The 22,812-nt window shown below is 53.3% G+C and carries 22 protein-coding genes and 1 pseudogene; 18 read left to right on the top strand and 5 right to left on the bottom strand.

Features of this window, described 5'->3' with window-relative positions; translation table 11 throughout:
• The first annotated feature begins 68 nt into the window (after positions 1-68).
• From ftsK to ABIE11_RS08130, 8 genes are all read left to right on the top strand, one after another.
• A complete protein-coding gene (gene ftsK, locus ABIE11_RS08165) occupies positions 69-3,902 on the top strand; it encodes a DNA translocase FtsK (RefSeq protein WP_429184299.1) in 3,834 nt (1,277 codons plus the stop codon).
• A gap of 128 nt (positions 3,903-4,030) precedes the next feature.
• A complete protein-coding gene (gene lolA, locus ABIE11_RS08160; protein WP_100777013.1) occupies positions 4,031-4,645 on the top strand; it encodes an outer membrane lipoprotein chaperone LolA in 615 nt (204 codons plus the stop codon).
• 9 nt (positions 4,646-4,654) lie between these two features.
• A complete protein-coding gene (gene rarA, locus ABIE11_RS08155; RefSeq protein WP_100777012.1) occupies positions 4,655-5,998 on the top strand; it encodes a replication-associated recombination protein RarA in 1,344 nt (447 codons plus the stop codon).
• A gap of 91 nt (positions 5,999-6,089) precedes the next feature.
• Positions 6,090-7,382 carry a serine--tRNA ligase gene (serS, locus tag ABIE11_RS08150; RefSeq protein ID WP_100777011.1) on the top strand — a complete coding sequence of 431 codons (1,293 nt, stop codon included), beginning with the start codon at positions 6,090-6,092 and terminating at the stop codon, positions 7,380-7,382.
• Positions 7,383-7,591: 209 nt separating this feature from the next.
• On the top strand, positions 7,592-10,036 hold the full coding sequence (dmsA, locus tag ABIE11_RS08145) for a dimethylsulfoxide reductase subunit A (protein ID WP_429184298.1): 2,445 nt from the start codon (positions 7,592-7,594) through the stop codon (positions 10,034-10,036).
• Positions 10,037-10,046: 10 nt separating this feature from the next.
• A complete protein-coding gene (locus ABIE11_RS08140; RefSeq protein ID WP_429184297.1) occupies positions 10,047-10,664 on the top strand; it encodes a DMSO/selenate family reductase complex B subunit in 618 nt (205 codons plus the stop codon).
• Position 10,665: 1 nt separating this feature from the next.
• Positions 10,666-11,529: a dimethyl sulfoxide reductase anchor subunit family protein gene (locus ABIE11_RS08135; RefSeq protein WP_429184296.1), complete on the top strand. Its 864-nt coding sequence runs from the start codon at positions 10,666-10,668 to the stop codon at positions 11,527-11,529.
• A gap of 272 nt (positions 11,530-11,801) precedes the next feature.
• On the top strand, positions 11,802-12,950 hold the full coding sequence (locus ABIE11_RS08130; RefSeq protein WP_429184295.1) for an MFS transporter: 1,149 nt from the start codon (positions 11,802-11,804) through the stop codon (positions 12,948-12,950).
• A 51-nt stretch (positions 12,951-13,001) separates the two neighbouring features.
• Here ABIE11_RS08130 and pflA read toward each other — a convergent pair whose 3' ends face one another.
• The 3 genes from pflA to ABIE11_RS08115 form a co-directional block, all read right to left on the bottom strand.
• Positions 13,002-13,799 (bottom strand): pyruvate formate lyase 1-activating protein, encoded by a 798-nt coding sequence (gene pflA / locus ABIE11_RS08125; RefSeq protein WP_429184294.1) that lies wholly within the window; start codon positions 13,797-13,799, stop codon positions 13,002-13,004.
• A gap of 31 nt (positions 13,800-13,830) precedes the next feature.
• Positions 13,831-14,826 carry a phage integrase gene (locus ABIE11_RS08120; protein ID WP_429184293.1) on the bottom strand — a complete coding sequence of 332 codons (996 nt, stop codon included), beginning with the start codon at positions 14,824-14,826 and terminating at the stop codon, positions 13,831-13,833.
• 112 nt (positions 14,827-14,938) lie between these two features.
• Positions 14,939-15,238 carry a helix-turn-helix domain-containing protein gene (locus tag ABIE11_RS08115; RefSeq protein WP_429184292.1) on the bottom strand — a complete coding sequence of 100 codons (300 nt, stop codon included), beginning with the start codon at positions 15,236-15,238 and terminating at the stop codon, positions 14,939-14,941.
• Positions 15,239-15,331: 93 nt separating this feature from the next.
• On the opposite strand from ABIE11_RS08115, the gene ABIE11_RS08110 reads away from it, so the two are divergent.
• From ABIE11_RS08110 to ABIE11_RS08065, 10 genes are all read left to right on the top strand, one after another.
• Positions 15,332-15,712: a Cox family DNA-binding protein gene (locus ABIE11_RS08110; RefSeq protein ID WP_429184291.1), complete on the top strand. Its 381-nt coding sequence runs from the start codon at positions 15,332-15,334 to the stop codon at positions 15,710-15,712.
• A gap of 10 nt (positions 15,713-15,722) precedes the next feature.
• Positions 15,723-15,902, top strand: coding sequence for a hypothetical protein (locus ABIE11_RS08105; protein ID WP_429184290.1), 180 nt, complete (start codon positions 15,723-15,725; stop codon positions 15,900-15,902).
• Positions 15,893-16,393: a replication protein B gene (locus tag ABIE11_RS08100; RefSeq protein WP_429184289.1), complete on the top strand. Its 501-nt coding sequence runs from the start codon at positions 15,893-15,895 to the stop codon at positions 16,391-16,393. Before ABIE11_RS08105 ends, ABIE11_RS08100 begins: the two co-directional genes overlap by 10 nt.
• 64 nt (positions 16,394-16,457) lie before the next feature.
• Positions 16,458-16,673 carry a DUF2732 family protein gene (locus ABIE11_RS08095; RefSeq protein WP_429184288.1) on the top strand — a complete coding sequence of 72 codons (216 nt, stop codon included), beginning with the start codon at positions 16,458-16,460 and terminating at the stop codon, positions 16,671-16,673.
• 16 nt (positions 16,674-16,689) lie between these two features.
• Complete coding sequence (locus ABIE11_RS08090; protein ID WP_429184287.1) at positions 16,690-16,971, top strand: DUF5405 family protein; 282 nt, start codon at positions 16,690-16,692, stop codon at positions 16,969-16,971.
• Positions 16,968-17,798, top strand: coding sequence for a DNA cytosine methyltransferase (locus ABIE11_RS08085; RefSeq protein WP_429184286.1), 831 nt, complete (start codon positions 16,968-16,970; stop codon positions 17,796-17,798). The genes ABIE11_RS08090 and ABIE11_RS08085 overlap by 4 nt, the downstream gene beginning before the upstream one ends.
• 149 nt (positions 17,799-17,947) lie before the next feature.
• Positions 17,948-20,083 (top strand): replication endonuclease, encoded by a 2,136-nt coding sequence (locus tag ABIE11_RS08080; RefSeq protein ID WP_429184511.1) that lies wholly within the window; start codon positions 17,948-17,950, stop codon positions 20,081-20,083.
• Positions 20,084-20,085: 2 nt separating this feature from the next.
• Entirely contained in the window at positions 20,086-20,550 is a 465-nt protein-coding gene (locus tag ABIE11_RS08075) for a DUF3850 domain-containing protein (protein WP_429184285.1), read from the top strand.
• Entirely contained in the window at positions 20,547-20,768 is a 222-nt protein-coding gene (locus tag ABIE11_RS08070; RefSeq protein ID WP_429184284.1) for a hypothetical protein, read from the top strand. The genes ABIE11_RS08075 and ABIE11_RS08070 overlap by 4 nt, the downstream gene beginning before the upstream one ends.
• Positions 20,769-20,901: 133 nt before the next feature.
• Positions 20,902-21,159, top strand: a complete 258-nt coding sequence (locus ABIE11_RS08065) for a hypothetical protein (protein ID WP_429184283.1) — start codon at positions 20,902-20,904, stop codon at positions 21,157-21,159.
• Between the two features lie 314 nt (positions 21,160-21,473).
• Here ABIE11_RS08065 and ABIE11_RS08060 read toward each other — a convergent pair whose 3' ends face one another.
• Both ABIE11_RS08060 and ABIE11_RS08055 read right to left on the bottom strand, forming a co-directional pair.
• Positions 21,474-22,487 (bottom strand): phage portal protein, encoded by a 1,014-nt coding sequence (locus ABIE11_RS08060; RefSeq protein WP_429184282.1) that lies wholly within the window; start codon positions 22,485-22,487, stop codon positions 21,474-21,476.
• Position 22,488: 1 nt separating this feature from the next.
• Positions 22,489-22,812: pseudogene (locus ABIE11_RS08055) on the bottom strand (oxidoreductase); the annotation flags it as partial.

Here is a 22,812-nt window from a genome sequence, read left to right as displayed (position 1 = left end):
GGGTATCCCGGCGCTGTTGTCCGTTTTAGCAAACAGGCAGGAAATGCCTGGTACCTGGAGAGCCTTTTTTGAGCCAGGAATATACTGAAGACAAAGAAGTCACGTTAACGAAGTTAAGCAGCGGGCGCCGACTCCTTGAGGCGTTACTAATTCTTGTTGCCCTTTTTGCCGTCTGGTTGATGGCCGCCTTACTCAGTTTCAATCCTTCCGATCCCAGCTGGTCACAAACGGCATGGCATGAACCGATCCATAATTTGGGCGGGGTGCCTGGCGCATGGCTGGCGGACACGCTGTTCTTCGTGTTTGGCGTGATGGCCTACACCATTCCGATCATTATTGTCGGCGGGTGCTGGTTTGCCTGGCGTCATCGTCAGAACGAAGAGTACATCGACTATTTTGCCGTTTCGCTGCGTTTGATTGGCGCGCTGGCGCTGATCCTCACATCCTGTGGGCTGGCCGCGATTAACGCCGATGATATCTGGTATTTCGCCTCCGGTGGCGTGATTGGCAGCCTGCTGAGCACGGCGCTTAAGCCTATGCTTCACAGCAGTGGTGGCACCATTACGCTGCTCTGTATCTGGGCCGCCGGGCTTACCCTTTTTACCGGCTGGTCGTGGGTGAGCATCGCCGAGAAACTTGGCGGTTTTATCCTCAATATTCTGACTTTCGCCAGTAATCGCACCCGTCGTGACGACACCTGGGTGGATGAAGAAGAATACGAAGATGACGACTATGAAGAAGAGACGTCATCCGCTAATCGTACTGAATCTCGCCGTACGCGCATTATGCGTGGTGCTCTGGCGCGTCGTAAACGCATCGCAGACAAATTCACCAATCCTGTGGCGCGTAAAACGGACGCTGCACTCTTCTCCGGCAAACGCATGGATGATGATGAGCAGATCTCCTATAGCGCGGGCGGGGTTGCTGCCGATCCGGATGACGTGCTGTTCTCCGGCAATCGGGCGACGCCGGGTGATTTTGATGAATACGATCCGCTGTTAAACGGTCATTCCGTTACGGCACCTGTTGCCGCTGCGGCTGTTGCGACGACGGCCGCGCAAGCCTATGCCGCACCAGTAGAAGCTGTCATGCCTGCAGCGCCGGTGCAGACACCCGAGCCTGCAATGCAGCAGCCTGTAGTCGACTGGCAAACGGCGCCAGGCGTTCACACGCCTGAACCGACCATTGCCCCTGAGCCAGAAAGCTACGTGCCCGTTCAGCCGCAAGAGATGCAACCGCAAGAACAGTGGCAGCAGCCGTATCAGCCGGAGCCGGTTTACGAACCAGAAACTTATCCGCAGTATGCTGAGCCTCAGGTTCAGACTTATCAGGAATACACGCCTGAGCCCGTCGTCGAGCCGCAGGTTGAAGTGGAAGAGGTAAAACCTTCTCGTCCACCGATGTACTATTTTGAAGAAGTGGAAGAGAAGCGTGCCCGTGAACGCGAGCAGCTTGCGGCCTGGTATCAGCCTGTGCCGGAGCCAGTGAGTGAGCCTGTTGTCACGCCTTCTGCGTCGCCTGCGTCCTTTAGTACACCCGATCTCGACCCGACCGCATCCGTGGCACCTGTTGCGGGTGGTATTAAGCAAGCGACTGCCTCTGCGGCAGCGACAGCTGCGGCCGCCGCGCCAGTGTTCAGTCTGGCAACGGGTGGCGCGCCGCGTCCTCAGGTTAAAGAGGGCATCGGTCCGCAGTTGCCACGTCCAAATCGTGTGCGCGTTCCGACCCGTCGCGAGCTGGCGTCCTACGGGATTAAACTGCCTTCTCAGCGTATGGCTGAGGAAAAAGCGCGCGATCCTGATGACATCGATGATGTCGACGAAATGCAGCAGGACGAACTGGCCCGCCAGTTTGCTGCTCAGCAACATCAGCGCTACGGCGAAGAGTATCAGCCGGGTGTTCAGGACGACGAAGATGATGCCGCCGAAGCGGAGCTGGCTCGTCAGTTTGCCGCCTCGCAAGAGCAGCGTTACTCTGGCGAACAGCCAGCCAATGCGAATCCTTTCTCTCTGTCAGATTTTGAATTCTCACCAATGAAAGATCTGGTGGATGACACGCCGAGTGAACCGCTGTTTACGCCGAGTGTTATGCCGGAAGCCGAACCGCCGCGTCAGCACTATGCGCCTGCTCAGCCTGCGCACGTTCCACAACCTGCCGCTCCAGAGCAATATGCGCAACCACAGCAGCCCGTTGCTGCGCCACCGCAATATGCACAACCGCAGCAGCCGGTCGCTGTACCACCGCAATATGCGCAGCCGCAGCAGCCCGTTGCTGTACCACCGCAATATGCGCAGCCGCAGCAGCCCGTTGCTGCACCACCGCAATACGCGCAACCGCAGCAACCTGTCGCACAGCCGCAGGAGAGCCTGATTCACCCGCTGCTGATGCGCAATGGTGACAGCCGTCCTGTGCAACGACCGACTACGCCGCTGCCGTCGCTGGATCTCTTAACCTCTCCGCCGACGGAAGTTGAGCCGGTGGATACCTTCGCGCTGGAGCAAATGGCGCGTCTGGTTGAAACACGTCTTGCCGATTTCCGTATCAAAGCGGATGTTGTGAACTATTCACCAGGCCCGGTCATTACGCGCTTCGAGTTAAATCTGGCACCTGGTGTTAAAGCGGCACGTATTTCTAACCTGTCACGCGATCTGGCACGCTCACTGTCAACCGTGGCTGTGCGCGTGGTAGAAGTCATACCAGGCAAGCCTTACGTGGGCCTGGAACTGCCGAACAAGAAACGCCATACCGTTTATCTGCGCGAAGTGCTGGATAACGCCAAGTTCCGCGATAATCCGTCGCCGCTCACCGTGGTGCTGGGCAAAGATATCGCGGGCGAGCCTGTGGTGGCCGATCTGGCGAAAATGCCGCATCTGCTGGTTGCAGGGACCACGGGTTCCGGTAAATCCGTGGGTGTAAACGCCATGATCCTGAGCATGCTGTACAAAGCGCAGCCGGAAGATGTGCGTTTCATCATGATCGACCCGAAAATGCTGGAACTGTCTGTCTATGAAGGCATTCCGCATCTGCTCACCGAAGTTGTAACCGATATGAAAGATGCCGCCAACGCACTGCGCTGGAGCGTCAATGAGATGGAGCGCCGCTACAAGCTGATGTCGGCTCTGGGCGTGCGTAATCTTGCCGGTTATAACGATAAAATTGCTGAAGCCGCGCGCATGGGGCGTCCGATCCCGGACCCATACTGGAAGCCGGGCGACAGCATGGATGCTCAGCATCCGGTTCTGGAAAAACTGCCGTATATTGTGGTGCTGGTGGATGAATTCGCCGACCTGATGATGACCGTGGGCAAGAAAGTGGAAGAGCTGATCGCCCGACTGGCGCAGAAAGCCCGTGCGGCAGGTATTCACCTGGTGCTCGCGACGCAGCGTCCATCCGTTGATGTCATCACCGGTCTGATTAAAGCGAACATTCCAACGCGTATCGCCTTCACCGTTTCGAGCAAAATCGACTCCCGTACTATCCTCGATCAGGCCGGTGCAGAATCGCTGCTTGGCATGGGTGATATGCTCTTTTCCGGCCCTAACTCCACGACGCCAGTGCGTGTTCACGGTGCTTTCGTGCGCGACCAGGAAGTTCACGCCGTGGTCCAGGACTGGAAAGCGCGCGGTCGTCCTCAGTACATTGACGGCATCACCTCTGAAAGTGAAAGCGAGAGCGGCGGTGGCGGTTTTGACGGTGCGGAAGAGTTGGACCCGTTATTCGACCAGGCAGTTAACTTTGTGACGGAAAAACGTAAAGCCTCAATCTCGGGCGTACAGCGTCAGTTCCGCATCGGTTACAACCGTGCCGCACGCATCATCGAACAGATGGAAGCGCAAGGCATTGTGAGCGAGCAGGGGCACAACGGTAACCGCGAAGTGCTGGCACCACCGCCGTTCGAATAATATGTCGCCGATTGCAAAGATGGGTAAATCAGCAAAAATTAAGCATTTTCTTCTGTCGCCTGCCTGCGGGCAGGTCCAGAATAGAGGACAGAACCCCATTCGGGGATGACGAATTTTAAGGATTAATAATGAAAAAAATCGCAATCGTCGGAGCACTACTGACCAGCTTTGTTGCCAGCAGCGTCTGGGCTGATGCCGCAAGCGACCTTAAAAGCCGCCTGGATAAAGTCAGCAGCTTCCATGCCAGCTTCACACAGAAAGTGACGGATGGTAGCGGTAATGCGGTGCAGGAAGGTCAGGGCGATCTCTGGGTGAAACGTCCTAATCTGTTCAACTGGCACATGACGCAACCGGATGAAAGTATTCTGGTTTCCGATGGCAAAACCCTGTGGTTCTACAATCCGTTTGTTGAGCAGGCGACTGCAACGTTGCTGAAAGACGCGACCAGCAATACACCGTTCATGCTCATCGCCCGTAATCAGACCAGCGACTGGCAGCAGTACAACATTAAACAGAATGGCGATGATTTTGTACTGACGCCGAAAGGCAATAACGGCAATCTCAAGCAGTTCACCATTAATGTGAGCAGCAACGGGACTATCAATCAATTCAGCGCCGTTGAGCAGGATGAGCAGCGCAGCAGCTACCAGCTCAAATCTCAGCAAAATGGCGCTATTGACGCATCGAAATTCACCTTTACCCCGCCGCAGGGCGTAACGGTGGACGATCAACGCAATAAGTAAGAGGCGTGAGTGGGCAACCTGTCGCTCGATTTTTCTGACAATGCGTTTCAACCTCTGGCCGCGCGTATGCGGCCAGAAAATTTAGCGCAGTACATTGGCCAGCAGCATCTGCTGGCTTCCGGTAAACCGTTGCCGCGCGCTATCGAAGCCGGGCATCTGCACTCGATGATCCTCTGGGGGCCACCCGGTACGGGTAAAACTACGCTGGCCGAAGTGATTGCTCGCTATGCAGATGCGGACGTGGAGCGCCTTTCTGCCGTCACGTCAGGCGTGAAAGAGATTCGCGAAGCCATTGAGCGCGCCCGTCAAAACCGCAATGCCGGTCGTCGTACAATCCTGTTTGTCGATGAAGTCCATCGTTTCAATAAGAGCCAGCAGGATGCGTTTCTGCCGCACATTGAAGATGGAACGATCTTTTTTATCGGTGCGACTACCGAAAACCCCTCTTTTGAACTCAACTCGGCGCTACTGTCGCGTGCGCGCGTCTACCTGCTGAAATCGCTCACCACGGACGATATCGAGCAGGTACTGACTCAGGCGATGGAAGACAAATCGCGCGGCTACGGCGGACAGGATATCGTTCTACCGGATGACACGCGTCGTGCGATTGCCGAACTGGTCAATGGCGATGCGCGCCGGGCGTTAAACACGCTGGAAATGATGGCCGATATGGCCGAGCTGGACGCATCCGGGAAGCGGGTGCTGAAGGCGGAGTTACTGACCGAAATTGCCGGAGAGCGCAGCGCGCGTTTCGACAACAAAGGCGATCGTTTTTACGATCTCATTTCGGCATTACACAAATCCGTGCGGGGCAGTGCGCCAGATGCTGCGCTCTACTGGTATGCGCGCATTATTACCGCCGGTGGCGATCCGCTCTACGTCGCGCGCCGCTGTCTGGCGATTGCATCCGAAGATGTCGGTAATGCCGATCCGCGTGCCATGCAGGTGGCGATTTCTGCCTGGGACTGTTTTACCCGCGTAGGGCCGGCGGAGGGCGAGCGCGCCATCGCCCAGGCGATTGTCTATCTGGCCTGTGCGCCGAAAAGTAATGCTGTCTACACCGCGTTTAAAGCAGCGATGTCCGATGCTCGCGATCGGCCGGACTATGATGTGCCAGTGCATCTGCGTAATGCGCCGACCAAACTCATGAAAGAGATGGGCTACGGCCAGGAATATCGCTATGCCCACGATGAGCCGAACGCCTATGCCGCCGGGGAGGAATATTTCCCGCAGGAAATGGCACAAACGCGCTATTATCGCCCAACCAACAGAGGTCTTGAAGGCAAGATTGGCGAAAAGCTCGCCTGGCTTACCGGACAGGATCAAAATAGCCCTATAAAACGCTACCGTTAGCGCGATCGTTGCGGTAATGTTGGCAATGTATCCCTGTGACCGCAGGCTGTGGTCACTTTTCCTCTTTTAATTCGATAAGCACAGGATAAGCATGCTCGATCCCAATCTGCTGCGTAACGAGCCAGACGCAGTCGCTGAAAAACTGGCACGCCGGGGCTTTAAGCTGGATGTAGATAAGCTGCGCGCTCTTGAAGAGCGTCGTAAAGTTCTGCAGGTACAAACTGAAAATCTGCAGGCTGAGCGTAACTCTCGATCGAAATCCATCGGCCAGGCGAAAGCACGCGGGGAAGACATTGAGCCATTGCGTCTGGAAGTGAACAAACTGGGTGAAGAGCTGGATCAGGCGAAAGCTGAACTGGATGTTCTTCAGACCGAAATTCGTGATATCGCGCTGGCGATCCCGAACATTCCTGACGATAGCGTTCCTGTCGGCAAAGACGAAAATGATAACGTTGAAGTGAAACGCTGGGGTACCCCGCGTGAATTCGACTTCGATGTGCGCGATCATGTCACCCTCGGTGAAATGCACGCGGGTCTGGATTTTGCCGCTGCGGTGAAACTGACCGGTTCTCGCTTTGTGGTGATGAAAGGCCAGATCGCGCATCTGCACCGTGCGCTGGCGCAGTTCATGCTGGATCTGCACACCGAGCAGCATGGGTACAGCGAAACCTACGTTCCGTATCTGGTTAACCACGATACGTTGTACGGTACTGGCCAGTTGCCGAAATTTGCAGGCGATCTGTTCCACACCCGTCCGTTGGACGAAGAAGCAGACAGCAGCAACTATGCGTTGATCCCAACAGCTGAAGTGCCGCTGACCAACCTTGTTCGCGATGAAATCATCGACGAAGACGATCTGCCAATCAAACTCACTGCACACTCTCCGTGCTTCCGTTCTGAAGCGGGTTCCTACGGTCGTGATACCCGTGGTCTGATTCGTATGCACCAGTTCGACAAAGTCGAGATGGTTCAGATCGTTCGCCCGGAAGAGTCGATGGATGCGCTGGAAGAGATGACCGGCCATGCAGAGAAAGTGCTTGAACTGCTGGGTCTGCCGTACCGTCGTATGGCGCTGTGCTCGGGTGATATGGGTTTTGGTGCCTGTAAAACCTACGACCTGGAAGTTTGGGTCCCTGCGCAGAACACCTACCGCGAAATCTCCTCCTGCTCTAACGTCTGGGATTTCCAGGCACGTCGCATGCAGGCGCGTTGCCGCAGCAAATCTGACAAGAAAACCCGTCTGGTTCATACCCTGAACGGTTCTGGTCTGGCTGTTGGCCGTACGCTGGTTGCTGTGCTGGAAAACTACCAGCAGGCAGACGGCCGTATTGAGATCCCTGAAGTGCTGCGCCCGTACATGAAAGGCCAGCAGTACATCGGTTGATTTGCCCTAAAACAAAAAAGCGCCTGATGGCGCTTTTTTTATGCCTGCGTTTTGACTCCAGACAATAACTTATCCTCCTAAAGTAGTAATACTCACCTCACTCATTATTAGCATAAAAATCTAATAACGAATTAAATCGTTATATAAAAAACTATATAGCGGCGTGTGCCGCACCTTTATTTATTTGTGAGCAACCAAAGTGAGTTTCTATGAAAATCAAAGCGCCTGATGCTCTTCTGGCTGCCGAGGTGAGTCGTCGCGGGTTAGTCAAAACGACGGCGATTGGTGGCCTGGCCGTTGCCAGCAGCGCGTTCACTCTCCCTTTTTCACGGATGGCAACCGCGGCTGAAGCTATCGCGCCGCTGAGTGCCCCAGATAAAGTGGTCTGGAGCGCCTGTACCGTCAACTGTGGCAGCCGTTGCCCGCTGCGGATGCACGTTGTCGATGGCGAAATCAAATATGTCGAAACCGACAACACCGGGGATGATAACTACGAAGGGTTACATCAGGTTCGTGCCTGCCTGCGTGGTCGCTCGATGCGTCGTCGTGTTTACAATCCGGATCGCCTCAAATATCCCATGAAACGCGTGGGCAAACGCGGTGAAGGCAAGTTTGAGCGCATCAGCTGGGAAGAGGCCTTTGATACCATCGCCGGGAATATGCAGCGACTGATCAAAGAGCACGGCAACGAATCCATCTATCTGAACTACGGTACCGGCACGCTCGGTGGCACCCTGACTCGCTCATGGCCACCGGGTAAAACGCTGATTGCCCGTCTGATGAACTGCTGCGGCGGTTATCTCAATCACTACGGTGATTACTCCTCTGCGCAAATCGCTGAAGGGCTGAATTACACCTACGGCGGCTGGGCCGACGGCAACAGCCCGTCCGATATCGAAAACAGCAAACTGGTGGTTCTGTTCGGCAACAATCCGGGTGAAACGCGTATGAGCGGCGGTGGGGTGACCTATTACCTCGAGCAGGCGCGCGCAAAATCTAATACCCGGATGATCATCGTCGATCCGCGCTATACGGATACCGGCGCCGGTCGTGAAGATGAATGGATCCCGATTCGCCCCGGTACCGATGCGGCGCTGGTGAATGCGCTGGCGTGGGTGATGATCACAGAGAATCTCGTCGATCAGCCATTCCTCGACAAATACTGTGTCGGGTATGACGAGAAAACCTTGCCAGCCAGCGCCCCGGCTAACGGTCATTACAAGGCGTATATCCTTGGACAGGGCAGCGATGGCGTGGCGAAAACGCCGCAATGGGCATCCACCATCACAGGCATTCCCGTTGAGCGTATTGTGCAACTGGCGCGTGAAATTGGCTCGGCGAAACCGGCCTATATCAGCCAGGGCTGGGGCCCGCAGCGTCATGCGAACGGTGAAATTGCCACTCGCGCGATTTCGATGCTCTCAATTTTAACGGGCAACGTCGGCATCCACGGCGGTAACTCCGGCGCGCGTGAAGGCTCTTATTCTTTACCATTCGAACGCATGCCAACGCTGGAAAACCCGGTGAAGACCAGTATCTCCATGTTTATGTGGACCGATGCGATTGAACGCGGCCCGGAAATGACGGCCCTGCGTGACGGGGTGCGCGGCAAAGATAAACTGGATGTACCGATCAAGATGATCTGGAACTATGCCGGTAACTGCATTATTAACCAGCATTCAGACATCAACCGCACGCATGACATCCTTCAGGATGAGAAAAAATGCGAGATGATTGTGGTGATCGACTGCCATATGACCTCGTCGGCGAAATATGCCGATATTCTGCTGCCGGACTGCACCGCCTCTGAGCAGATGGACTTCGCGCTGGATGCCTCCTGCGGCAACATGTCGTACGTCATCTTTGCCGACCAGGCAATCAAACCGCGCTTTGAATGCAAAACCATCTACGAGATGACCACGGAACTGGCTAAACGTCTCGGCGTTGAGCAGCAGTTCACGGAAGGCCGTACTCAGGAAGGGTGGATGCGTCATCTGTATGAACTCTCCCGCAAGGCGATGCCTGAACTGCCTGATTTTGACACCTTCCGTAAGCAAGGGATGTTCAAGCAGCGCGATCCGCAAGGGCATCATGTGGCCTATAAAGCGTTCCGTGAAGATCCGCAGGCGAATCCACTGACTACGCCGTCTGGCAAAATCGAGATTTACTCTGAAGCACTGGCAAAAATTGCCGCCAGCTGGGAGCTGCCAGAAGGGGATGTCATCGATCCATTGCCGATCTACACCCCTGGTTTTGAGAACTATAACGATCCGCTCATCGCCAAATACCCATTGCAGCTCACCGGCTTCCACTATAAATCGCGCGTTCACTCTACCTATGGCAACGTCGATGTGCTGAAAGCGTCGTGCCGCCAGGAGATGTGGATGAACCCGATGGATGCGCAGAAACGTGGCATTGCCAATGGCGATCGCATTCGTATCTTTAACGATCGCGGAGAGGTGCATATCGAGGCGAAAGTGACGCCGCGTATGATGCCAGGCGTGGTCGCGCTGGGGGAAGGGGCCTGGTACAACCCGGATGCCAATCGCATCGACCAGGCAGGCAGCATTAACGTGCTGACCACGCAGCGCCCGTCGCCTCTGGCGAAAGGCAATCCGTCCCACACGAACCTCGTTCAGGTTGAAAAGGTATAAGGAGTAACCGATGACTACCCAGTATGGATTTTTCATTGATTCCAGTCGTTGCACCGGTTGCAAAACCTGCGAGCTGGCGTGTAAAGATTACAAAGACTTAACTCCTGATGTCAGTTTCCGCCGTATCTACGAATACGCAGGCGGCGACTGGCAGGAGGACAACGGCGTCTGGAATCAGAACGTGTTTGCCTACTATCTGTCGATCGCCTGTAACCACTGCGAAGATCCCGCCTGTACCAAAGTGTGCCCGAGTGGCGCGATGCACAAGCGTGACGACGGTTTTGTAGTGGTGGACGAAGATGTCTGCATCGGCTGCCGCTACTGCCATATGGCCTGCCCGTACGGCGCGCCGCAGTACAACGCTGCGAAAGGCCACATGACCAAATGCGACGGCTGCCACAGCCGCGTCGCAGAAGGTAAAAAGCCAATCTGCGTGGAGTCCTGCCCGCTGCGCGCGCTGGACTTTGGCCCGATTGAAGAGCTGCGTCAGAAACACGGTCAGCTCGCCGCTGTCGCGCCGCTGCCGTCTGCGCACTTCACGAAGCCAAGTATCGTTATTAAACCGAATGCCAATAGCCGTCCGACGGGTGATACCACCGGCTACCTGGCCAATCCGAAGGAGGTGTGAGATGGGAAGTGGATGGCATGAATGGCCGTTGATGATTTTCACCGTCTTCGGACAGTGCGTGGTGGGCGGGTTTATTGTCCTCGCTCTGGCATTGCTTAAAGGTGATTTACGCGCTGAAAAGCAACAGCGTCTGATACTGGGTATGTTCGGCCTGTGGGTTCTGATGGGGATTGGCTTTATCGCCTCCACGCTCCACCTCGGCTCGCCGCTGCGCGCTTTTAACTCCCTGAACCGTATCGGCGCATCTTCGCTCAGTAATGAAATTGCGAGTGGGGCGATCTTCTTTGCTGTCGGTGGTCTTGGCTGGCTGCTGGCAGCACTGAAGAAGTTACCGTCAGGGCTGCGCGGTGTGTGGCTGATCGCGACCATGATGCTTGGGGTCGTATTTGTCTGGATGATGGTACGCGTCTATAACACCATCGATACCGTTCCTACCTGGTACAGCGTCTGGACACCAATGAGCTTCTTCCTGACCATGTTTATTGGTGGTCCGCTGCTGGGCTTCCTGCTGCTGCGCGTGGCGGGTGTCGATGGCTGGGCAATGCGCCTTCTGCCGGCGGTATCACTGCTGGCGCTGGTGATCAGTGCAATGGTTGCGCTGATGCAGGGCGCTGAGCTGGCGGCTATCCATAGCTCTATTCAGCAAGCGTCGGCGCTGGTACCGGATTACGGTTCGCTGATGGCCTGGCGTATCGCACTGCTGGTTGCGGCTCTGGCCTGCTGGGTAATCCCGCAGGTGAAAGGATATCAACCGGCCGTTCCGCTGCTGTCTCTGGCCTTCGTGCTGGTACTGGCAGGGGAGCTGATTGGTCGCGGTGTGTTCTACGGTCTGCATATGACGGTAGGTATGGCTGTCGCCAGTTAAACGATCGTTTGGTTATATCGAGCCGGGGCAATTGCTCCGGCTTTTTTATTTTCTATCATGAAATTTTTCAACTGAGCGCGGCCGTTAATTTGCCTCAGAGATTAATAAAAACAATCAGATAATTATTACGTATTGTATTGGCTGCGCACGGAGGATGAATTTTTTAAATCGACAGCGAACAAATCGTGCGAGGCCGCTAACTGCATGGATTGACTTTGTTTTTGCCGGTGGCATGATGCGCTCGAATCTTTACTTCCTCACGGTTAAAATCCATGACCACCTACACCCGCCCAGTGCTGCTCTTGCTCTGTGGCCTGCTTTTGTTGACCCTGGCGATAGCGGTATTAAATACGCTCGTCCCGCTTTGGCTCGCCCATGAAAACCTTCCGACATGGCAGGTGGGTATGGTCAGCTCATCCTATTTTACCGGTAATCTGCTGGGTACTTTGCTGACCGGTAAACTGATCAAACGCTTCGGGTTCAACCGCAGTTATTACCTGGCCTCGCTGATCTTTGCGGCCGGTTGCGTTGGTCTGGGCGTGATGGTCGGATTCTGGAGTTGGATGAGCTTCCGTTTTATCGCTGGCGTCGGCTGCGCGATGATCTGGGTGGTGGTGGAAAGCGCACTGATGTGCAGTGGGACATCCCGCAATCGTGGCCGCTTACTGGCGGCGTACATGATGGTCTATTACGTGGGGACGGTGCTGGGTCAGTTGATGATCAGCAAACTGCCTACCGATTTGATGAGCGTCCTGCCGTGGGTAACCGGTATGGTGCTGGCGGCGATTCTGCCTCTGCTCCTTACCCGAATTGTGAACCAGGGCAGCGAACATCAGGAAGCGACGCAAGTCTGGCCGATGCTCAGATTGCGTCATGCACGCCTGGGTATCAACGGCTGTATTATCTCCGGGATTGTACTCGGCTCGCTGTACGGCCTGATGCCGCTCTACCTGAATCATAAAGGTGTAAGTGATTCCGGTATTGGTTTCTGGATGGCTGTGATGGTCAGCGCGGGCATCGTGGGGCAATGGCCTATCGGTAAACTGGCCGATAAATTTGGTCGTCTGTTGGTGCTGCGCGTGCAGGTTTTCGTGGTGATCATGGGCTGTCTGGCGATGCTGAGCAACGCGGCGATGGCCCCGGCGCTGTTTATCCTGGGCGCTGCGGGCTTTACGCTCTATCCGGTAGCGATGGCCTGGGCCTGTGAAAAAGTCGAGCATCACCAGCTGGTGGCGATGAATCAGGCACTGCTTCTGAGCTATACCATCGGCAGCCTGCTGGGTCCGACGTTTACGTCCATGCTGATGCAGAGCTATTCCGATAATCTGCTGTTTATCATGATTGCCAGCGTGTCGTTTATCTATCTCCTGATGCTGCTGCGAAAAGCAGGGGAGCATCCGACGCCAGTGGCGCATGCCTGATAAAAAAAAGCCCGGTGCACATTGCCCGGGCTTTTGTCATTCAGACCTCTTTTAGTACATCACTTTGTGACCATACTGTTCGAGAATGCCTTTGACGCGTTCCATCGTCTCTTTCTTAGGCGGTTTAACGCCGTCGAGTTTGTATTCTTCGCCCATCGCCACCCACTTGTGTTTGCCCAGCTCGTGATAGGGCAGCAGCTCGATTTTCTCGACATTGCCCATGTCGCGAGTAAATTCGCCGAGGCGATGCGCGGAGTCATCATCATCTGACCAACCCGGAACAACCACATAGCGGATCCAGGTTTTGATTCCTTTATCGGCAATGTATTTGGCAAATTCCAGAGTACGGTGGTTCGAGACGCCAACCAGATTCTGGTGGATCTCATCGTTCATCTGTTTCAGATCGAGCATCACCAGATCGGTCACTTCAAGCAGTTCATCAATCACCGGATCGTAGCGACGGACAAAACCGTTAGTGTCCAGGCAAGTGTGAATACCTTCTTTGCGGCAGGCACGGAACCAGTCGCGAACGAATTCAGCCTGCAGGATTGCTTCGCCACCTGAGGCCGTCACGCCGCCACCGGATGCATTCATAAAGTGGCGATAGGTGACCACTTCTTTCATCAACTCTTCAACGGTGATCTCTTTGCCGCCGTGGGTGTCCCAGGTGTCGCGGTTGTGGCAGTACAGGCAGCGCATCAGGCAGCCCTGGAAGAAGGTAATAAAGCGGATGCCTGGGCCGTCGACGGTGCCACAGGATTCAAAGGAGTGAATGCGACCAATAGTTGACTTGGTAGCCCCCGCTGTAGCTGTGTTTTCTGAGGTAATACAATGATTTAAATTACTCATATCGCTTCATTTAGCTCTAATTAACTCTGGTTTATGGACGCATTATGGACATTCCTGACACCGGGTTTAAAGACACTGCATCTTGCAGGAAATCCGGTGCAAAGTGTGCATAGGTCATAGTTTGCTGAATGTTCGAATGACCTAAGATGCGTTGCAATGTGATTATGTTACCTCCATTCATTATAAAATGTGTGGCAAATGTATGCCTCAAAACATGTACTGCCTGTCCGTCTGGTAAATCGGGTTTAACCTCTTTCAAGGCGTTACGTACTTTGTAGTAACTTGCATTAAAGAGCCTGCCTGAGCTTTTAGTCTTGATCCGTTTTATCAGCTCGTGTGAAACGGGGATTGTCCGTCGCTTTCCGTTTTTTGTTTTCATAAACGTAACCATCTGATTGATGATGTGCTCCGCTTTCAAACCTGATACTTCGCCCCAACGGCCACCGGTGGAAAGGCAGACGAGAGTTGCGTTTAATTCATCCCCATCGAGACGTGAAAGCAGTACCGTTATCTCTTCCTGTGACAAGAATGACATTTCAGTAATGGCCTCGCGCAGCGGCTTGACCTCCCTGAATGGATTGTTGGAGTGATATTCACCTGCATCAATTAACTTGGTAAACACTCCGCTCATAATTGCCAAATGTCGATTAACGCTCGCCGGTTTTAAACCTTCGTTCATCATTACCACGCGATAATCAGTTATGGTTTTCCTTGTTAGCTGGTCAGCTCGGGAAACCCCGATTTCGGCAAACTTGGCGACAATCGTCGTCAATCTCCCTCGCTCAATTTCTCCGCGTTCATGCGTTCTACCGTGGTAAATCCACCACCGGTCTAACAGCTCTTTCAATGTTCGGCGGTCTGCTGGTTTTTCTAGCCACTCTTTGTTGTGGTAGTTAACCAGTAAATGACGTTCGAAAGATTGAGCCTCACCTTTTGTATTAAATTTGCGCCTGATGCGTTTTCCGTCTGCACCCTGCGGCCTAACGTCCACTTCATAGCGACCATCATCGAGTTTCTTGATACTCATGAAACCCTCCGACTTACGTTTTGTTTAATTCTGTTACAGGTCTTACCTGTTTGTTGCTGGTACTTCTCCACTAATAACAGGCATTTTATGTGCATGTAATGGCGGTAAAGAGTTAGCCAATCTTTTTGTCTGAGTGCTGCGAGGTTGTTTCGGCTTGCCCAAAGTGTGCGAGAGCCGGAGCTATCTGTCCGGATGCTGGGTCAACCTCATCAAACATGAACCAATCACGGTATTTGCGAAAACGTGGGTGCTTAAAGAGCTTCATACCTGCATCCATCGGCATCTTGGATTTTCCAGACTCATAACCGTGATACGTGTAGTAATTAATTCCAATTAATTCAGCTATTTCCTTCGTTTTAAGCCTTTCAGACTCACGAATGAGCTTTAACTTCTCGCTTTGTTCACTTGACATAAATTTGCTAATCTCCAATTATATGGTCAGTTGGCAATGCGCAATTCACTCAATTTGACTCAGAATAGCTCTAGTTGGTGAATTGCAAATCTTATGGAGGATAGCAAATTGACGCCTGATGTAGAAATTTCTTGTTTAAGTAGCGATGAGGCTGGAGCTGAAAGCTCAACTAAGCAAAAGAGTGTACGTATCTCTGAACATCCATCTGATCTCTTATCGAAAGAGGGATTTGCTCTGTATATCGGCAAAACGCCGCGTGCAGTCGCTGAAATGGCAAAGTCTGGCAAGCTGCCTGCTTTTTACATGGCTGACCCATTAAAGCCGGGCGGTCATGCTGAGTTATGGATTAATCGGCGTGAGTGGGACAAATATGCCGCGCAACTTGTCGAAGAGGCTCCGACCGAGTGGCACGATTGGAAAAACCGTATTAGCTACGCAAAATCAGGCCGTGGCCGTAGCCGCGCTGCGGCATAGGGGGACAATTATGAAAGAACCTCGCTGCATAGCTCAGTTACTCCGTAATGAGAGCCCGGCCCCGATTAATTTCACCATCACCCACGGACGGGGACGCCGGGGCATCATCATCCGCACCCGTAAGCCTGGCATTTTGTCAGTCGTTGTTAAGCGCATCATGAAAATCAGAGAGGTGTCAAAATGGCTGTGATGACTCTTGATTTAGTACAAAAACAACCTGCAGCTCTGCGCGTAGTAATCGGCAAGCATCTTGCAGAACCGCGCTGGCATGACTCCTGCGATTTTTACAATCAGATGATGGAACGTGACCGCCTGACGGTCTGTTTTCATGCTCAACTGAAACAGCGTCACGCGACCATGCGTTTTGAAGAAATGAACGATGTGGATCGCGAGCGTCTGGCCTGTGCGATTGACGAGCTGCGCGGTGCGTTTTCTAAACGTCGTCAGATTGGTGCAAGTGAAACGGCTTATATTAGTTTCCTGACGGTCAGCCAGCGCCGCACTTTATTCCTTCATGCTGGATTAACTGAGAATGAATTTAATCAGCCTTACTGGCGAGTTAATGATGATTCTTGCTCTTGGCGTGAGAAGTTATTTCGTGCGCTGCGTGAATTATTCAGCTTGTTTGAATATGCCCCAACTATTTTAACCTCGGTGAAACCTGAGCAGTATTTACATTAATTAACTAGATAAAGAATTAACGCGCTTGAATGCGTGGGACATCTTTTTGTCTGGAGTCGGGTAAATGAATAAACAAATATCAGTACCTCGCAGCAACATCAAAGCTCTGCTGGCTCAGGCCGCAGTTGAGGCGCAGCTAGTCACCGCGACCCGTTTCGCGTCTTCACTTGATTCTCTGATAGCTCACATATGCAAGTCTGAAATGAACCGCACGGAAATCATCGAGCTGTTGGGGCAGGAATCCGAAAGGCTTCACAATTCAATTTTGAATCAGCAATAAATTAATAAGGGATTGTATGAGCATTAATATCGTTATCGATAATAAGTTCGTAATTACTAGCGATCAATTCCAGTTTATTTTACAGGAAAAGAAAATCGCTAAGTCTGGAAAAAATGCCGGTAAAGAGTGGCTCGATACCGTGGGTTTTTACCCAACAATCAGCAAGCTCGTTTCCGGTCTCGTGCTGCATAACATTCTGACCGGTGATGCTCGTCAATTTATTGAATTAGAAAGGCAGGTCGAGCTATTGGGTCAAAAGTGTCTGGATGCATTTTTAGCTGCAGGTCAGAACCTGTGACCGCCTATTACAACGAATTCGATCCCTTCGCGGCGCAATGGCTTCGGAATCTCATTTATTCAGGGCTTATAGCGCCAGGTGTAGTCGATGAAAGGAGTATCACAGATGTTAGCCCCTCAGACCTCAAAGGGTTTAAACAGTGCCACTTTTTTGCAGGTATCGGCGGATGGTCGTATGCCCTGCGACTCGCAGGAATTCCCGATAATTTCCCATGCTGGACAGGTAGCCCACCTTGTCAACCATTCAGCACTGCAGGAAAACAGCTCGCTCAAAACGACTCCCGTCACCTCGCGCCTACGTTCGTCAGGCTCGTCATCAAGTGCCGCCCTTCAATCCTGTTTGGAGAGCAAGTTAGAGCAGCGATTAATAAATTCTGGCTCGATGATTTATTCGATGAGTTGGAAAAAGAAAATTACGCCTGCGCATCGGCGGTATTGCCTGCTTCTGGCGTCGGCGCGTACCACAAGAGAGAAAGAATCTGTTTCGGTGCGACCGTGGGCAACAGTGACAGCTCGTGCTGGGAAGGATTTAGGGAATCTGAGCAATTCCTTTTACAGAAAGGATGGGAGGATGAGAAACGATACTCTCTACCGGCAAATGTGGCTTCACACTTTTGGTCTGAATGGGAGCCCGACGAGGGAGCAGATGGTCAAGTTAGAATGTTACCTCCCGGATATGGCGATGCTCTTAATGGGGTATCCGCAAGAGTGGGGCGAGTGCGCGGTTTTGGCAATGCCATAGTCCCGCCTCTTGCAGCTGAATTTATTAAGGCTTTTGTAGAGTCTGTTTCTGAAAGGAATTCTATACGTTTAGGGGGCGCATCGTGACGGCTTTAAGTCGTGGTCGCGTCACCACATTGCCACTCCCCCCGCTAAAAAAAAGCACCGGTGACACGTTCGTCGGTGCGTATCCCTGGAATAAACCCCACGAGGCCATTGGCCGCGACAGACCCCTTACACGTGCCGAACTCCGTCAGGTGCAAGGTGTTTTAAACCGGATTGACCGCCTGCCGTTTTTCCTGCAAACGCTGTTTACCTCGCGTTATAACTTTGTTCGTCGCACAAAAAGCCCTTTAGGTGGGCTGTATTTCCTCAAAAACACGTTTGAGCGGAAACTTCTGCCGCGTCTTGAGCGCGTAAACGAATTATGCGGGATGAATGAATCCGCCTCGATTGGCTTTTTGTCCGAGCGCGACCAGTATGCGCGCCTGCCTGATATGAATGACAAAGAGCTCAGAAGATTCTCGGCCAAAATTGCATCGCAGCTCTGGAGTAAATACGAGGAATTAAGCGACGCATGGGCGGAGGCTCACGGCGGTAAAGAGACACTCTTCACCGATGAAGCGCAGGCGCATTTATACGGACAGGTGGCCGGTGTCGCACGCGCATTTAACATTACCCCGATGTACTGGAAAAAATACCGTAAGGGTCAGATGACGATCCGACAGGCGTTTTCCGCTATTTCTCGTCTGATAAAAGATGAGTGGTGGGTGAACCAGCTCAAGGCGCAGCGAATGCGCTGGTGTGAGGCACTGCTCATCGCTGCCGGTGAGGTCAATAAAGACCGTTCACCTTACGCAAGCAAAAGGGCGATCCGCGATGTTCACGCGCGCCGCCTGGCTAATCTCGAATACCTCAAATCCTGCGAGCTGGAAAACAAAGTCACCGGCGAACGTATCGACCTCATCAGCAAGGTCATGGGGAGCATCTCAAACCCTGAAATTCGTCGTATGGAGCTGATGAATACTATCGCTGGGATTGAGCGCTACGCGGCCAGCGTTGGTGACGTGGGGATGTTTATCACGCTGACCACGCCGTCGAAGTATCACCCGACCCGACAGGTCGGCAAAGGCGAAAGCAAAACGGTACAGCTCAATCACGGCTGGAACGAAAGCGCATTCACACCAAAGGACGGCCAGCGCTATCTGTGCCGAATCTGGAGCCTGATGCGTACCGCGTTCAAAGATAACGATTTAGAGGTTTACGGGATGCGCGTTGTCGAGCCGCACCACGACGGAACGCCTCACTGGCACATGATGCTGTTTTGCAAACCCGGTCAGCGTAAAGCCATTAACGAAATTATGCGTCGTTATGCCCTAAAAGAGGACGGACACGAAAAGGGCGCGGCAAAACAGCGCTTTGAGTCACGTCACCTTAATCAGGGCGGTGCAGCGGGTTATATCGCCAAATACATTGCCAAAAATATCGACGGCTATGCGCTCGACGGCCAGCTCGACCACGACACCGGCAAGCCACTGAAAGACACGGCTGCAGCCGTGACCGCATGGGCGTCAACATGGCGCATCCCTCAGTTTAAACCGATTGGCCTCCCGACAATGGGCGCTTATCGCGAACTGCGCAAACTGCCGCGCGGGGTGAGTATCGCCAGCGAGTTTGACGACCGTGTCGAAGCTGCGCGAGCGGCTGCAGATAAGGGCGATTTTGACCTGTATATCATCGCGCAAGGCGGTGCAAATATGCCGCGTGATGCTCAGGCCGTCAGGGTCGCTCGTAAGGTGGCGGATGAGGTCAACGAATACGAGGAAGATATCGAGAGAGTGGTCGGTATTTATGCCCCTCACCTCGGCGCGGGTCATATCCATGTAACGCGGTCCGCAGACTGGCGCATCGTTCCAAAGGTTTTGGCCGTTGAGCCTTTGACCTTAAAAAGCGGCTCTGCCGCGCCTCGGAGTCCTGTCAATAACTGTGGAAAGCTCACCGCCGGTGGTGATCCAGTTATGACACCCACACCGTCTGAGCAAGCCGCAGCGGTGTTAAATCTGATTGATAAGGGCGTCATTGGGTGGGATGAGCCCGACGTGATGAGGGTACTCAGAGCGGCGTCAAAAGAGGGCGCGCCCCGCAAAAATCGTCAGCAAAGAAATGCGGCTCCGCTCAAAACGAGCGAGCAAGCGCCATCAGCCAGGATGACCCGAGCCGAACGGGATCGCGTGGCAAAAATTCGTTTCGATTTAGCACAGGAAGGTATTACCCCGGAACGGTGGGAGCTCGACGCGCTGACGCGTGGGGCAACGGTGATTTATGGCGATAAAAAATTTAAGTATGCGGCTACTGATTTGTGGCCGGGGTTTTCAATGTCTGAGGAATGGTAAAAATGAGCAAAATACATGAGTTAAAAATTGCACCTGAGCATTTTAAGGCTGTGAAATACGAGGAAAAACGCGCTGAATTTCGTCTCAATGACCGAGATTATGCGTGCGGCGATATCCTCAGGTTGCATGAATGGGAGCCTGAAAACGGATACACCGGGCAACGCATATCAGTAAGGGTAACAGACGTTACTGATTTAACGGTGTGGGTGGGAAACTATGTGATGTTGAGCATCCAGTTACTAGCCACGGATGAACCTAGCGGCCTGTCGTTATTGAACTGGAAAGAACTAAGCGAGAAGGGGCTGGTTTTCAGAATCAATCACGAAATTTTGCACCCATTAGGTCTCGCTATTGGATATGAAACACTTAACGGTGTTTCGGGTGGGGCTTTCGTCGCTGATGATGGTGTCTGGCAATATTCAGACGAGCTTGTCGCAAATGCTAAAGCAAATGGGTGGTTAAAATGACTTATCCGCGAATGATGCCAGTGCCGCCGGTACACACCACGAAAAGTGTCAAGCTGATGGCCGTCGTGCATCGCCTGCAGCAAATCATGATTAACGAGAATCTGACCCCTGACGAGCTGGTCGGGTGCGCCGGTGTCGTCAGGGATAATCACCGCAAATATCACGACATCAGCAATCCGAAATTAGATGTGATCCAGCCACCGCCCCGGAGACCGTAAACGCCGCCGGTTCTGAAACTTGTTTCTGGACTGGCGGGGTTAAACAACTCGCTTCGCGAGGCGTTAGAAATCACCGCCGTTATATGCTAAAACTACTGTATGCAAATACAGTAGTTTTTTAATTGAGGTCGATATGGGCGGCAAAGACGTAAATTATCAGGTGGTCTATCGGGATGAGATGCTGGAGAATTATCGACCGGGTGGATGGGTGTTTTTTCAGCGCCCTAAGGAGTGCGGCGGAGGCTATTGGTTAGGCCGCACTTACGACGATGTTTATATGATGGATTTTTGGCGACCAGTGTCATTGAGCGAGGGGCTGGCTTATCTGATGACGGTGACGCACGTCGAGGCCAAAAGTGATGAATTTGACGTGAATTTTCCGCTTTTTTAGTGATGCGTGCATTAGGTGCATGAGTTTGCATTCATTTTTAAGGGCATGATTTGCCAGCGAGCGCCAGCGCTGGCGCGGCTCAGGGCAGCTGATGCACCTGCATTAAAAGCGACCCATAAAGCGGGCAGGCGTGGCGGGGAAAGCATTGCGCGCCAGCGGTGGTGACGACATTTAATTTAATGCGCCTGAGGGCGTCGTGGTTGCGCCGTCGCTTCGCTGGTCTGCGATGATGCTGTGGTAGTGGTTGCGTCGCGTGTGGGGCGTCTGAGGTGTTTTGAGATGATGCCGCCCGGAGGCGGCATTTTGGGCGGGGGTTATTCTGCGAGGCTGTAATCTTTAAAGCGTATCACCTCCATTCCGAGCCAGTCGTTAATCTCTTTAAAACGCTCCTGCAGTGGTGACAGCTCGTTACGCACAAACACCTTTGCCACCTTCTCGACATCACCCATTGAGCCGATATTCTCGGGCTTGCCTCCCATCAGCTGGAACGGCACGCGGTGCGCATCGAGCAGGTCAGCGGCGCTCACCTTTTTGATATTGAAAAAGTCATCCTTGGTGGCGACCTCACTCAACGGGACAATCTTAATCCCGTCCGGTTTTCCGTTGGGCGCGTAGAAAAACAGGTTTTTGAAATTCCCGAGCCCCTTCGAATCACGCATTGCGGAGCGCAGCGACTCAACGTCGGTGCTGCTTTGCGCCGCATCGGTGACATACATGATGTACCCGGCGTGCGCGCCGTTCTGATAATACTTGCGACGAAACAGCGTGGCGGACTCATTTAGCCAGGCGGAATTGAGCGCGCTCAGATATTCCGGCATCCCGTAAAGCTCCTGATTGATATCAGGCTCAAGCAAATGGAACACCGAGCCGGGTGCAAATTCGTGTGGCTGGGCGTAGTTCGACACGTACCAGTAAACGCCATCCTCGACACCACGGCGGGTGTATTTGGCCGGGGAGGTTTCCAGTTTAAAAAGCTTGCCGGTGACGCTCATTCGCTTCTCAAGATAGCCATTGGCAAAGACCAGATAATCGAGCACAAGGCGGCTAAAATCCTGACGTGACAGCAACGGGTGCGGGATGTAGGTGCTCGTGAGAATATTACGTTTTACGTAAATCGGCGAGCTGTGGTGTACGGCGGCGCGCAGGCTTTTCGCCAGCCCCGAGAAATTGACCGGCGGCTCGTACCATTTTCCGTTATTAATACACTCGACATAGTCGAGGATGTCGCGGCGATCCAGAACCGGAGAGGGCTCACCAAATGTGAACGCCTCCATTTTTTGGGGTGCGCTGGCGGTCATGGCGGCTGGTTTCTTCTGTCGTTTTTTCATCTTAGTTAATATCCAGAATTGAGGTTGAGTGCATCCCGCTCCCTGCGGAAAGCGGTTCGTTTAACAGGGCGTGCATGGTCGCCCATGCGATATCCGCGTGGCTGGCCTCTTCACTGCGGCTGGCTTCATAGGTTGAGCTGCGACCGCTGCTGGTCATGGTTTTACGGATAGCCATAAATGACTGCGTGATATCGGTGGCACCGGCGTCATATTCCAGACACCCGCGTCGAATGGTGTCTTTTGCTTTCAGCACCATCGCGGTCTTCATTTCCGGTGTGTAGCGGATGGCGCGCGCCGCCGGGAAGAATGAGCGCACGAGCTGGTA

The sequence above is a fragment of the Lelliottia sp. 489 genome (genome assembly GCF_050435885.1).
GTDB classification, from domain to species: Bacteria; Pseudomonadota; Gammaproteobacteria; order Enterobacterales; family Enterobacteriaceae; genus Enterobacter; species Enterobacter nimipressuralis.
Note: the sequence above shows the minus strand (reverse complement) of the source record. Positions and strands in the feature narration are given on the sequence as shown.